Below are 12,041 nucleotides of genomic sequence, written 5' to 3' on the forward strand. Positions count from 1 at the left end.
GCTGATGAGCGAACTGACCACACCTGAGACCAAGCAGGCCACCGAGACGCTCCTGGAAGCCTCGGGGCTGCAGAAGTACTTCCCCATCCGCAAGGGCCTGCTGCAGCGCGTCAAGGGCAACGTGCAGGCCGTGGACGGGCTGGACTTCTCGGTGCAGAAGGGCGAGACGCTCTCCCTGGTCGGCGAGTCCGGCTGCGGCAAGACGACCACGGGCCGGCTGCTCACCCGGTTGCTCGAGCCGACCGCCGGAAAGATCACCTTCGAGGGCCGGGACATCACCCATATGTCGCAGGCGGCCATGCGTCCGCTGCGCCGCGACGTGCAGATGATCTTCCAGGACCCGTACTCGTCGCTCAACCCGCGGCACACCGTGGGCGCGATCGTCGGGGCGCCGTTCAAGCTGCAGAAGGTGGCGACCGACAACGGCATCAAGAGGGCCGTGCAGGACCTGCTTGAGCTCGTGGGCCTCAACCCCGAGCACTACAACCGGTACCCGCACGAGTTCTCCGGCGGCCAGCGCCAGCGCATCGGCATCGCCCGCACGCTGGCGTTGAAGCCCAAGCTGATCGTGGCCGACGAGCCGGTGTCCGCTTTGGACGTCTCGATCCAGGCGCAGGTGGTCAACCTGCTGGAGGATCTGCAGAACGAGCTCGACCTGACCTACGTGATGATCGCGCACGACCTCTCGGTGGTGCGGCACGTGTCCGACCGGGTCGCGGTGATGTACCTGGGCAAGATCGTCGAGATCGGCGACCGGACCGGCGTGTACGAGAAGCCCATGCACCCGTACACGCTGGCGCTGCTGTCGGCCGTGCCGGTGCCGGACCCGGAGCGCAAGGCCAAGCGGGAGCGCATCCGGCTCAAGGGCGACGTGCCCTCGCCGATCAACCCGCCGTCCGGCTGCCGGTTCCACACGCGCTGCTGGAAGGCGCAGGAGGTCTGCAAGACCGACGAGCCGCCGTTGGTCGAGCTGGCGCCAGGCCGGCGGGCGGCATGCCACTTCCCGGAGAACACCCCGGACGCCGGCCAGACGGTCAAGGTCGTCTAGCGATCAGGCCCTCGCCACCGGCGGGGGCCTGATTTCCGCTCAGGTCTGGGTGGACGCCCGGATGGTCAGGGACACCGGCAGGACTTCGCGTTTGATCTGCGGGGGCTCGCCGGCGAGCATCGCCATCAGCATCGAGATCATCCGGCGAACCTGTTCGCCCGGTTCCTGGTGCACGGAGGTCAACGGCGGATCCGTGGCCGTGGCCAGTGACGGATTGTCGTCAAACCCGACAACTGCGACATCTTGCGGAACTCGCCGGCCCGCGGCGCGCAACGCCCGCAGCGCGCCGACCGCCATCGGGTCACTGGCCGCGAAAACGCCGTCCAGTTTCGGCTCAAGCTCCAGCAACCGCGTCATCGCGACTTCCCCGCCGTAGTGCGTGAAATCGCCGCTGACAGCCAAACCGGCGGTCTTCAGGCCACGCTCGGCGAGCGTTTCCCGCCAGCCGGTGATCCGGTCCTGCGCAGCGGGGTGGTCCACGGACCCCGACACCGTCACGATCCGCCGGCGGCCCAGGCCGATCAGGTGCTCGACCGCAAGCCGCGCACCGGAAACGTTGTCGTAGTCCACTGTGTACAGGCCTTTGCTGCCCGGCCGGCCACCGAAGACCACCGGCACACGCAACAATCGCAGGGCTGTCGGCAGCGGGTCTCCCCCGTGTGGCGCGATGACGAGCGCACCGTCGACGTGCCCGCCGTCCAGGAACTTCATCGTGCGCGGGATGTCGTCACGGGTGTCGACGAACATCACCAGCATCTGACTGCCACGACTGGCCAGTTCCCGGAACGCCGCCCGCATCACGGTCGGGTAGTACGGGTCGTCGAGGACTTTGGTCTCCGGCTCGGAGAGCACCAGCGCCACCGCTCCGGTCCGCTTCGTGACCAGTGAGCGAGCCGCCTGATTGGGTGAATACCCCAGATCCTTGGCCGCGGCGAGCACCGCCTCCCGTGCCTTCGGGCTGACATAGGTTTCTTCGTTCAACGCCCGGGACGCGGTGGAACGGGACACCCCCGCGTACGCGGCGACGTCCTCCAGCGTTGGCCGGTCTTGAGTGGACCCCACCCAGGGAGCATATGTCACCCGAATATGGGAGCGCTCCCTTACTGCCCGACCTTGACATAGCTGCAACAGCGAGACAAACTCCGAGACACATTCTGGGAGCGCTCCCAGAAATCCAGTGAGGGGCAGAACCATGCTCAGAGCGCTGCTCACCTGCGCATCCGTGTTGACCCTTGTCGCCGCGTGTGGCGGGGGGAGCGAAACTCCTCCCGCGGCGTCGAGTGCTTCGAGTGGCCCGGTCGATCTGACCATCGCCACCTTCACCGAGTTCGGCTATGAGGACCTGCTCAAGGAGTACGAGCAGGCCCACCCGAACGTCAAGATCACCCACCGCAAGGTGGGCCAGGGTGGCCCGTACCACCAGGACATGCTCACCAAGCTGTCCGCGGGTTCCGGGCTGGCCGACATCCAGGCCTTGGAGGAGGGGCACGTCTCCACCTTCATCGACAAGGCCGACAAGTTCAACGATCTCAACGAGATCGGCCCGAAAGGCCTGGAGGACCGCTGGCTGAAGTGGAAGTACGACGGCGGTAAAGCCAAGGACGGCAAGCTGATCGGCTACGGCACGGACATCGGCCCGCTGGCCATGTGCGTCCGTACGGACCTGCTCAAGGACGCCGGTCTGCCCAGCGACCCTGCCACCCTCAAGACGACATTCGCCACCTGGGACAGCTACTTCGCCGCGGGTGACCAGTTCGTCAAGGCGACCGGCAAGGCCTGGTTCGACTCCTCCTCGCAGATCTTCAACGCGATGGTCAACCAGCTCGACACCGGCTACATCAACAAGGACGACACGCTGGCCATCGAGTCCAACGCCAAGATCAAGCAGGCCTGGGACAAGGTGACCGGCGCGGCCAAGCGTGGCCAGACCGCCAAGCTGACCGCGTTCTCCAACGAGTGGAACTCCGGCTTCAAGCAGGGCGCGTTCGCCACCAAGACCTGCCCGTCCTGGATGCTCGGTGTGGTCAAGAAGCAGGCAGGCCCGGAGAACGCCGGCAAGTGGGCGGTCGTCGAGGCCTTCCCCGAGGGCGGCGGCAACTGGGGTGGCTCGTACCTGACGGTGCCCAAGCAGAGCAAGCACCCGAAGGAGGCCGCTGAGCTCGCGGCGTGGCTGACCGCGCCGGAGCAGCAGCTCAAGGCGTTCAAGACCACCGGCAACTTCCCCAGCCAGGTCAAGGCGATGGAGTCCTCGGAGCTGCTTTCCAGCACTGACGAGTACTTCGGCGGGGTCAAGGTCGGCGAGCTGTTCGCCAACCAGGCCAAGAAGGTCTCGCACGCGCAGTACAAGGGCCCGAAGGACGGCCAGATCCAGGAGAACGTGACCAGCCCCGCGCTGGCCGCGGTCGAACAGGGTTCCAGCCCGGAGGACGGCTGGAAGCAAGCGGTCGACGGCGCTAAGAAGCTCGTCCGTTGACACTGAAGGACCGTCCGGCGACAAGCCGACGGCCGGTCCCGCGCGACGCCAGGGCGCGGGACCGGTCGGCCTTCCGGAACTTCCTCACCCGGTTGGACGTCAAGGCATCGCCGTACCTCTACATCGCGCCGTTCTTCGCGTTGTTCGCGCTCGTCGGCCTGTTTCCCTTGCTGTACACCGGGTACGTCTCGCTGTTCGACTGGGATCTGGGTGACGACAACCCGTCGTTCATCGGCCTGCGCAACTACACGGAGCTCTTCGCCGACGATCAGTTCTACAAGACGCTCGGCAACACGTTCAGCATCTTCCTGCTCTCCAGCGGACCGCAGCTGGTGATCGCGGTCCTGCTGGCGGCATTGCTGAACACCCGGCTGCGGATGCCGACCGCTTGGCGCGTTGGCATCTTGTTGCCGTACGCGGCCAGTCTGGTCGCCATCGGCATCATCTTCGCCAACCTGTTCGGCCCGAACTACGGCCTGGTCAACTCGGTGTTCGAGTTGCTCGGCCTGGACCGGGTGGACTGGCAGGCGGACCGGTTCGCCAGCCACATCGCCATCGCGATCATGGTGAACTGGCGGTGGACCGGGTACAACGCGCTGATCATCCTGGCGGCGATGAAGGCGATCCCCCGCGACATCTACGAAGCCGCGACCGTCGACGGGGCATCGGCGATCCGCCAGTTCTTCAGTGTCACGCTGCCGCTGCTGCGGCCCACGCTGATCTTCGTGGTGATCACGTCGACCATCGGCGGGCTGCAGATCTTCACCGAGCCCAAGCTGTTCGACGCGATGCCCGGGTCGAACAACGGCGGCTCGACCAACCAGTTCCAGACGATCACGTTGTACATGTACCAAACCGCGTTCGAAAGCCAGCACTTCGGCTACGCCTCGGCCCTGGCCTGGGTGCTGTTCCTGGTCATCCTGGTGGTCGCGTCGATCAACTTCCTGCTGACCCGCCGGCTGGCATCCACCGGAGGACCGAAATGAAGCGGGCCGGATTCTGGATCTACGGACTGCTGGCGGCATTCGTGCTCGGCTCGGCGTTCCCGTTCTACTGGTCTTACCTGGTGGCCAGCAAGGACAGCGGGATGCTGACCGAGCGGATCCCGCCGCTGATCCCGGGCGGCAACTTCTGGGCCAACGCCGCCCGGGTCTTCGACTCCGTGGAGTTCTGGAAGGCGATCGTCAACAGCGTGATCGTGGCGGGCACGGTCACCTTCAGCACGGTGCTGTTCTCCACGCTCGCCGGGTTCGCGTTCGCCAAACTCCGGTTCCGCGGGCGTGATCCGCTGTTCGTCTTCATCGTGGCGACCCTGGCCGTACCGACCCAGCTGGGCATCATCCCGCTGTACATGTCCATGGCCGATTTCGGCTGGGTCGGCGGGTTGTGGGCGGTGATGGTGCCGAATCTCGTGACGGCACTGGGTGTTTTCTGGATGCGTCAGTACACAGTGGAGGCTGTCCCGTTCGAGCTGGTGGAGGCGGCCCGGATGGACGGCTGCAGCATGATCCGCGTCTACTGGCACGTGTGCCTGCCCGCGGTCCGCCCGGCCGCGGCGTTCCTGGGCATGTTCACGTTCATGACCTCGTGGAACGACTTCCTGTGGCCGCTGGTGGTGCTCGACGCGGGCAACCCGACGGTGCAGGTGGCGCTGGAGAAGCTGCAAAGCGGTTACTACATCGACTATTCGCTGGTGCTCGCCGGGACGACGCTGGCGACCATCCCGATTTTGATCGTGTTCGTGGCACTCGGGCGGCAGATTGTCGCCGGGATCATGCAGGGCGCTGTGAAGGGGTAGACGAGGATGAAGTTTCCAGCTGATTTCGTGTGGGGCGCGGCGACCGCCGCGTTCCAGATCGAAGGTTCGACCACAATGGACGGACGGTCCGACTCGGTGTGGGACGCGTTCTGCAGAGTCGACGGCGCGGTCCGAGGTGGTGATACCGGCGACCCGGGCGCCGATCACTACCGGCTGATGGCCGACGACGTGGCGTTGATGGCGTCGATGGGCCTGCAGGCGTACCGGTTCTCCGTGGCGTGGCCCCGTGTTCGGCCCGATGGCGGGGCGGTCAACCAGGCGGGGCTCGACTTCTACAACCGCCTGGTGGACACGTTGCTGGACAACGGGATCACGCCATGGCTGACGCTGTACCACTGGGACCTGCCGCAGAAACTGGAGGAACTCGGCGGCTGGACCAACCGTGACACGGCGTCCCGGTTCGCCGACTTCACCTCCTCGGTGACCGGCCGGCTGGGCGACAAGGTGACCAACTGGATCACCCTGAACGAGCCGTGGTGCGCGTCGTTCCTCAGCTACGCCGCCGGAATCCACGCCCCCGGCCGGACCGATCCGGCAGCGGCGGTCGCCGCGGCGCACCACCTGCTGCTGGCCCACGGCTACAGCATGGCCGCGATCCGCGAAATCCCGAACGTGCACGCCGGGATCACACTGAACCTGTTCCCGGTCAAGGCCAACGACCCCGACAACCCCTGGGACGCCGACGCGGCCCGGCGGATCGACGGCCTGCAGAACCGCATCTTCCTCGAGCCGGTCCTCGAAGGCCGTTACCCCGAGGACGTCGTGACCGACCTGGAACCGCACATGACAGGCCTGGTGCGGCCGGGCGACCTCGAAGCGATCTCGGCGCCGATCGACTTCATGGGCGTCAACTACTACCGCGACTACGTGGTCGCCGGCGGCGACAAGCCCGAGTTCCCCTCCCCCTGGGTCAACGCCGAGAACGTCGAGTTCGTCGTGCGCGACCTGCCCCAGACCGACAGCGGCTGGGACATCAACCCGGACGGGCTGACCGACCTGCTAGTCTCGCTGCACCGCACATACCCGGACCTTCCGCTGTACGTCACCGAGAACGGCGCGGCCTTCCCGGACCTGACAACCGACGACCAGGACCGAGTGTCCTTCTTGGACTCCCACCTGCGCGCGGCGCACGCCGCGATCGAGCAGGGCTCAGACCTCCGCGGCTACTTCTGCTGGTCCCTGCTCGACAACTTCGAATGGGCCGAGGGCTACGCGAAACGCTTCGGCCTGGTGCACGTCGACTTCGAAACCCAGATCCGGACCCTGAAGAGCTCGGCCCACTGGTACTGCAAGGTCATCCGGGACAACGGCCTCAACGACGCCGAATAGCGGCAAACGCGGGCTGCCGAAGAACGGTCTCACCGCCGCGACCGTTCTTCCCGAAAACCAACCCCGTCCCCTGTGAGCATTCCGCTACTTGACCAACTCGGTTTGATCTTGCGTGAGTTGACGAAGCTGCCATTCCGCGGCATTGAGAAAAGAACTGCTGGCCAGTCGGATGTCGCCGCTGCCGACACCACCGAACCACCCAGGTGCTTCCGTGTCGTGCGCCGCCTTCACCTCGCCGTGTGCGGCTGTGAATCCACCGCTCATCGTCTCGAGGTCAGTAATGACTGGCGTCAGGTACCACCTGACGGCTTCCCTCATCGTCGTTGGGTCGACTGCGTAGTCCGGGTCCGGACTGGCGCCCTGCTCCACCATCTTGAGTTCCCCTCCTCAAGCACCCCCCGTCAGAGTGCGCGCGGACCATCGTGACAGATCGGGTCGCCGTGTGTGAGCGAACCGTCACAATGGGGGATATGCCGGGAGAGGGCACCGAATGGGTGAACCCGATCGATAACCGCGTTGCATACTGTCAGCCATCCGACCAGCCCACGGTACGTGGATCGGTTCAGGATCAACGCTCCGCAGTGATCTGTGCACAGTGCGTTTTTCCTTGTACGCCAATAGGTTGACGATGGCACGAACAGGTAACGCGACTGCGGATAACGGCGATTTATGGGCAAGTGTCCAACCTGGACGCCTTCTGTACGGGAGTTGCCCATGAGCGCCGCGATCCGGCCGCCAGAGGCCGCTACACCGATATTCCGCAACGGGTTCGCCACCACCGCGCTTGCCTTGGGCATTGTGGGGGTGGGATTCGGGCTGACCGTGTTGTTCGGTCTGCTCGCGACTGTGTTCGGCGCGCTGGCTGTGCTGTTCGGTGTGGTGGGCGTTGTGCGGGCCCGCAAGGGCCGGGCGACCGATGGCGGAATGGCCGCCATCGGCGTGGTCGCCGGCCTGCTCGCGGTCTCACTCGGGATCGCCGGCATGGTCAGCATGCCTGACCAGCCCGGCGCGTCCCTCAGTCCTAGCGGTTGGCTCGGTTGACGGCGGACACGACCGCACGCAGTGAAGCCGTCACGATCGACGAATCCACCCCGACGCCCCAGAGCACCCGCTCGCCTACTGCGCACTCCACGTATGCGGCCGCCCGCGCGTCGTCGCCGGCAGTGAGTGCATGCTCGCTGTAGTCGAGAACTCGCACGTCATAGCCCACGCTCGCCAACGCGTCCACGAACGCCGCGATCGGGCCGTTGCCGTTGCCCGTGACCTCGTGCGGGTCGCCTTCGACGTTCACCACGGCCGAGATCTCGTCGTGGCCCTGGCCGTCGTCGGACAGCCTGTGCCGCTGCAGTGTCAGAGGCGTGTTCAGCGACAGGTACTCCGACGCGAACACGTCCCACATCATCTGCGGGCTGACCTCGCCGCCCTCGCTGTCGGTCATCTTCTGGACCACGCCGGAGAACTCGATCTGCAGCCGGCGCGGCAGCTCGAGCTGGTGCTCGGTCTTCATCACGTAGGCCACGCCGCCCTTGCCGGACTGCGAGTTCACCCTGATCACGGCCTCGTACGTGCGGCCGACGTCCTTCGGGTCGATCGGCAGGTACGGAACCTCCCAGCCGAACTGGTCCACCGGGGTGCCCGCCTTGCCGGCGGCGTCGCGAAGCGCGTCGAAGCCCTTGTTGATGGCGTCCTGGTGGCTGCCGGAGAAGGCCGTGAACACCAGGTCACCGCCGTACGGGTGACGCTCGGGGACGGGCAGCTGGTTGCAGTACTCGACCGTGCGCCGGATCTCGTCGATGTCGGAGAAGTCGATCTGCGGGTCGATGCCCTGGCTGAACAGGTTCATGCCCAGCGTGACCAGGCAGACGTTGCCGGTCCGCTCGCCGTTGCCGAACAGGCAGCCTTCGATGCGGTCGGCGCCGGCCTGGTAGCCCAGCTCAGCGGCGGCGACGCCGGTGCCGCGGTCGTTGTGCGGGTGCAGGCTCAGGATCACCGAGTCGCGGCGCTCCAGGTTGCGGTGCATCCATTCGATGGAGTCGGCGTAGACGTTCGGCGTGGCCATCTCGACGGTCGCGGGCAGGTTCAGGATCACTGGGCGCTCAGGAGTCGGACGCCAGATCTCGGTGACCGCGTTGCAGACCTCGGCAGCGTAGGAGAGCTCGGTCCCGGTGTAGGACTCCGGCGAGTACTGGAAGCGGAAGTCCGTGTCGGTGTACTTGTCCGCCAGCTCGACCACCATCTCCGCGGCGGACGTGGCGATCTTCTTGATCCCCTCGCGCTCCTCGCGGAACACCACGCGGCGCTGCAGGATCGACGTCGAGTTGTAGATGTGCACGATCGCCTTGCTCGCGCCCTGCAGTGCTTCGAAGGTGCGCTCGATCAGCTCCGGCCGGCACTGGCTCAGGACCTGGATACGCACGTCGTCCGGGATCGCGTTCTCGGTGATGATCTCGCGGACGAAGTCGAAGTCGGTCTGGCTGGCCGCCGGGAACCCGACCTCGATCTCCTTGTATCCCATCCGGACCAGCAGCTCGAACATCCGCCGCTTGCGCGCGGGCGACATCGGGTCGATCAGCGCCTGGTTGCCGTCACGCAGGTCCACCGCACACCACAGCGGTGCGGTGGTGATCTTCTGGTCCGGCCAGGTGCGGTCCGCCAGCGTGATGTCCTCCACGACTTCGGCGAACGGCCGGTAGCGGTGTACCGGCATCGAGGAACCGAGCTGCGCGTTCCACTGCGGCTGGCTCTCCGGCGCGGGCCGGGCGGGCTTGCGAATGCGGCCGGCAGCGGGGCGGTACTCGGAATTGGTGGTCATCGATAGGTCTTCCTGCTTGAAGGAGGACGACCGGCGGCAACGCTGAGCTCCGCGGCGGGGAGCCGGTCTGGATCAGTCAGGCCCCGTCGCGGCAGCGAAGCAGGAGGGATCGAGCCACGGCCCCAGACTATCCACCGACCCCGGTCCTGCGCCAAACCACCCGTCCCACATCCTGGACACCACCTTCCGTGTGTCCCCAATGTGGCATTGGTGGCATCGCATGCCACCAATGCCACATTGGGGACACAGCCGTTACTCCGAATGGCGGGGTTTCGAAATCCGCCGCGAGGTCAATCCATTGGGCATGACTACTCGCAGATGGCATGTTTCGAGCGGGCGAGGGACGGCCGCTCGAGTGGTGTTCGGGGTCACCGCGGTCTTCGCGCTGATCGAGGCCCTCTACATTCTGATGATCATTCTGGGCGCGAATACGGCGAACAGCTTTTTCATCTTCATCCGTTCGCTCGCCGAACCCCTCGCGCTGTTCTTCCCGGGTCTGTTCGCGACCGGCAACTTCAACCTCGACGTCATCCTCAACTACGGCCTCGCGGCGGTGTTCTGGCTGGTCGTGGGCTCGATCCTGGCTCGGATCATTGGCCGGTAACGGTTTGTTACTGGAAAGTAGCCAAAGCTGCTGGGCCATGTCAGACTCCTGAACATGGCCCAGCATGCCGAGTCCGAACGGCAGTCGAGTCGAGCGAAGGTCGCCGGGATCTTCGCCAGCGTGGTTCGCTGGATCGGCCTCGTCTTCGCCCTGGTCCTGGTCGTGCACATCCTGCTGACCGTGGGCAGCGCCAATCCGGCCAACGGGATCACCAGCTTCTTCGCCCGCGTGGCAGAGCCCGTCGCGCTGGGTTTCAAGGACCTGTTCACGCCCAGCGACCCCAAGCTGCTCGTGCTGGTCAACTTCGGCATAGCGGCGCTGTTCTGGCTGATCGTCTCCAGCGTGCTGGCCAAGGTGATCCGGCGCCTCGGCTAACCGAGCTGGGCGATATTGGCCGCCTCATCGGGATCCGGCGCGTTCTGCTCAGCCAGGAATGCCCTGGTCACCTCGACCGCGACGTCCGGCGCCAGCCGTTTGAGGCTCATCGCCAGCACGTTCGCGTCGTTCCATTTCCGGGCTGATTCGGCGATCCACGCCTCCCAGGCCAAGGCCGCCCGCACGCCGGGCACCTTGTTGGCCGCGATGGCAGTCCCCGTGCCCGTCCAGCACATGACAATGCCGAAGTCCACGTCGCCCGCGACGACCGCATTGCCCACAGCGGCCCCGAGTCGAGGCCACGACTCGCCCTGCGCGGGCCTGGTCACCTCGTGCCCGGCTTCGGCGAGGTAGCCCAGTACGGCCTCGGTTGTGGCGTTCTCGTCGTCCGCCGCGAATGCGATCCGCATACCGGCGAGGATAGCGGGTTTCCCGATTCCATTCACAGTATTCAATTTTTCTCCGCAATGAAATGCACCCGTTCGGCCAATTGCCGGGCAGTATTGAATACGGGACGTTTCATCCATGCGTACCGCGTACTTGCGCGCGACCATGGTCGCGCTGGTGCTCGCCGGTTCAACGGTCGCGACTCCCGCGGCGGCAGCAAATGCCAACACTGTTACGCAGATCTCAGACCGGCTGGCGCACGCGCTGTCGGTCGAACTGACCGATCAGGCCGTCCGCGACCGGGTGGTCGGGCTGGCCCCGCTGGACGGGATCGACCCGCAGAAGATCGACGTCCGCGGCCGGCTCGGCGCGACGATCGCCAAAGCCAACGCCGACCTGCTGGCCGCGAAGGGCCTGCCCGCCGGGTCGGCCCGGCTGGCCGAGCTCCGGCTCGCGCACGAGAGCATGGTCGGGCCACTGCGCGCCGGTGTCGCCCCACTCGTCGCGACGCCTCCGAACGACGACAACGCGACCGGGATCACCGCGTACGAACCCGGCGGCAAAGCCCAAACCCTGTCCACCGCCTCGATCCCCCGCCAGCCGGTGCTGTTCGTCGAAGTCGACGTGACCACCGCGGCCCAGCTGGGCATGGCCGTGATCCAACGGCACATCAAGGCGCCGCAACCGCAGGTGACCGTGACCGCGGGTTACTGGGCCTCGCAGATCACCAGCATCCGGTTCGGTGACGTGCAGGAACCGTGGTTCAAGGGCGACGCGGAGATCTTCGCCATCGTCGGCGGCTTCGATCTCAACGGCGACGTCCGCGCCGACACCCTGACGCTGCCGTACCTCGACGACGAGGACCACACGTACTACCCGAACCAAGTGCTTGTGCACTGGAACCGGTACAAGTACAGCCTCGCCGACGTGGTCTTCATGGAGGACGACGGCGACACCAACTATCTGAACCTGGCCAAGGCACTCGTCGCCGCACTGGCGTACATCTTGGACGGTGGCGCGTATGTACCACTCGTCAACGCGATCCTCGACGCGATGCCAACGAGCTGGTGGACCGACGACCCCGACTTCGTCGACGCCTGTTACGCGTTGACCCGGGACGCCAACTGGACGCGTTCCTGCGCGGGAGGCAACGGCACCTTGGGCATCAAACCGTTCTGGGTGAGCGAACTGTAG

Annotated in this window: 13 protein-coding genes; 9 read left to right on the forward strand and 4 right to left on the reverse strand. The window is 65.9% G+C overall.

All coding sequences use genetic code 11. The annotated features are described in order from the left end of the window. The first annotated feature begins 4 nt into the window (after positions 1-4). On the forward strand, positions 5-1,048 hold the full coding sequence (locus JOF56_RS09430) for an ABC transporter ATP-binding protein (RefSeq protein ID WP_209636438.1): 1,044 nt from the start codon (positions 5-7) through the stop codon (positions 1,046-1,048). A gap of 39 nt (positions 1,049-1,087) precedes the next feature. Here the strand turns inward: JOF56_RS09430 and JOF56_RS09435 are convergent, their stop codons facing one another. Beyond that, a complete protein-coding gene (locus JOF56_RS09435; protein WP_307855001.1) occupies positions 1,088-2,110 on the reverse strand; it encodes a LacI family DNA-binding transcriptional regulator in 1,023 nt (340 codons plus the stop codon). A 130-nt stretch (positions 2,111-2,240) separates the two neighbouring features. On the opposite strand from JOF56_RS09435, the gene JOF56_RS09440 reads away from it, so the two are divergent. Genes JOF56_RS09440 through JOF56_RS09455 form a run of 4 tightly spaced genes read left to right on the forward strand, consistent with a single transcriptional unit; the run spans position 2,241 to position 6,669 of the window. Continuing rightward, on the forward strand, positions 2,241-3,521 hold the full coding sequence (locus JOF56_RS09440) for an ABC transporter substrate-binding protein (protein ID WP_209636440.1): 1,281 nt from the start codon (positions 2,241-2,243) through the stop codon (positions 3,519-3,521). Between the two features lie 2 nt (positions 3,522-3,523). Next, on the forward strand, positions 3,524-4,507 hold the full coding sequence (locus JOF56_RS09445; RefSeq protein WP_209648128.1) for a carbohydrate ABC transporter permease: 984 nt from the start codon (positions 3,524-3,526) through the stop codon (positions 4,505-4,507). Next, positions 4,504-5,319 (forward strand): carbohydrate ABC transporter permease, encoded by an 816-nt coding sequence (locus JOF56_RS09450; RefSeq protein WP_209636442.1) that lies wholly within the window; start codon positions 4,504-4,506, stop codon positions 5,317-5,319. Before JOF56_RS09445 ends, JOF56_RS09450 begins: the two co-directional genes overlap by 4 nt. 6 nt (positions 5,320-5,325) lie before the next feature. Next, the gene (locus JOF56_RS09455) at positions 5,326-6,669 is read left to right on the forward strand and encodes a GH1 family beta-glucosidase (RefSeq protein ID WP_209636443.1); all 1,344 of its coding nucleotides are present in this window, start codon (positions 5,326-5,328) and stop codon (positions 6,667-6,669) included. Positions 6,670-6,753: 84 nt separating this feature from the next. On the opposite strand, the gene JOF56_RS09460 is transcribed toward JOF56_RS09455, so the two are convergent. Further along, positions 6,754-7,041, reverse strand: a complete 288-nt coding sequence (locus JOF56_RS09460) for a hypothetical protein (RefSeq protein ID WP_209636445.1) — start codon at positions 7,039-7,041, stop codon at positions 6,754-6,756. Positions 7,042-7,383: 342 nt separating this feature from the next. Here JOF56_RS09460 and JOF56_RS09465 point away from each other — a divergent pair, with 342 nt between their 5' ends. Beyond that, positions 7,384-7,710, forward strand: a complete 327-nt coding sequence (locus JOF56_RS09465; protein ID WP_209636447.1) for a hypothetical protein — start codon at positions 7,384-7,386, stop codon at positions 7,708-7,710. On the opposite strand, the gene leuA is transcribed toward JOF56_RS09465, so the two are convergent. After that, complete coding sequence (gene leuA / locus JOF56_RS09470; protein ID WP_209636449.1) at positions 7,691-9,481, reverse strand: 2-isopropylmalate synthase; 1,791 nt, start codon at positions 9,479-9,481, stop codon at positions 7,691-7,693. The genes JOF56_RS09465 and leuA overlap by 20 nt on opposite strands. 304 nt (positions 9,482-9,785) lie before the next feature. Here leuA and JOF56_RS09475 point away from each other — a divergent pair, with 304 nt between their 5' ends. Continuing rightward, positions 9,786-10,085: a hypothetical protein gene (locus JOF56_RS09475; RefSeq protein WP_209636451.1), complete on the forward strand. Its 300-nt coding sequence runs from the start codon at positions 9,786-9,788 to the stop codon at positions 10,083-10,085. 54 nt (positions 10,086-10,139) lie between these two features. Then, positions 10,140-10,460 carry a hypothetical protein gene (locus tag JOF56_RS09480; protein WP_209636452.1) on the forward strand — a complete coding sequence of 107 codons (321 nt, stop codon included), beginning with the start codon at positions 10,140-10,142 and terminating at the stop codon, positions 10,458-10,460. Here JOF56_RS09480 and JOF56_RS09485 read toward each other — a convergent pair. Further along, positions 10,457-10,870, reverse strand: a complete 414-nt coding sequence (locus JOF56_RS09485; RefSeq protein ID WP_209636455.1) for an RpiB/LacA/LacB family sugar-phosphate isomerase — start codon at positions 10,868-10,870, stop codon at positions 10,457-10,459. The genes JOF56_RS09480 and JOF56_RS09485 overlap by 4 nt on opposite strands. A 115-nt stretch (positions 10,871-10,985) precedes the next feature. Here JOF56_RS09485 and JOF56_RS09490 point away from each other — a divergent pair, with 115 nt between their 5' ends. Next, positions 10,986-12,041: a DUF3103 family protein gene (locus tag JOF56_RS09490; RefSeq protein ID WP_209636457.1), complete on the forward strand. Its 1,056-nt coding sequence runs from the start codon at positions 10,986-10,988 to the stop codon at positions 12,039-12,041.

It is taken from the genome of Kibdelosporangium banguiense, assembly GCF_017876405.1.
GTDB classification, from domain to species: domain Bacteria; phylum Actinomycetota; class Actinomycetes; order Mycobacteriales; family Pseudonocardiaceae; genus Kibdelosporangium; species Kibdelosporangium banguiense.

Coding starts and splice junctions, on each gene's coding strand:
- leuA (WP_209636449.1), bottom strand. CDS start 9,481: ATGACCACCAATTCCGAGTACCGCCCCGCTGCCGGCCGCATTCGCAAG.
- JOF56_RS09485 (WP_209636455.1), bottom strand. CDS start 10,870: ATGCGGATCGCATTCGCGGCGGACGACGAGAACGCCACAACCGAGGCC.
- JOF56_RS09490 (WP_209636457.1), top strand. CDS start 10,986: ATGCGTACCGCGTACTTGCGCGCGACCATGGTCGCGCTGGTGCTCGCC.
- JOF56_RS09430 (WP_209636438.1), top strand. CDS start 5: ATGAGCGAACTGACCACACCTGAGACCAAGCAGGCCACCGAGACGCTC.
- JOF56_RS09475 (WP_209636451.1), top strand. CDS start 9,786: ATGACTACTCGCAGATGGCATGTTTCGAGCGGGCGAGGGACGGCCGCT.
- JOF56_RS09440 (WP_209636440.1), top strand. CDS start 2,241: ATGCTCAGAGCGCTGCTCACCTGCGCATCCGTGTTGACCCTTGTCGCC.
- JOF56_RS09455 (WP_209636443.1), top strand. CDS start 5,326: ATGAAGTTTCCAGCTGATTTCGTGTGGGGCGCGGCGACCGCCGCGTTC.
- JOF56_RS09450 (WP_209636442.1), top strand. CDS start 4,504: ATGAAGCGGGCCGGATTCTGGATCTACGGACTGCTGGCGGCATTCGTG.
- JOF56_RS09480 (WP_209636452.1), top strand. CDS start 10,140: ATGGCCCAGCATGCCGAGTCCGAACGGCAGTCGAGTCGAGCGAAGGTC.
- JOF56_RS09460 (WP_209636445.1), bottom strand. CDS start 7,041: ATGGTGGAGCAGGGCGCCAGTCCGGACCCGGACTACGCAGTCGACCCA.
- JOF56_RS09465 (WP_209636447.1), top strand. CDS start 7,384: ATGAGCGCCGCGATCCGGCCGCCAGAGGCCGCTACACCGATATTCCGC.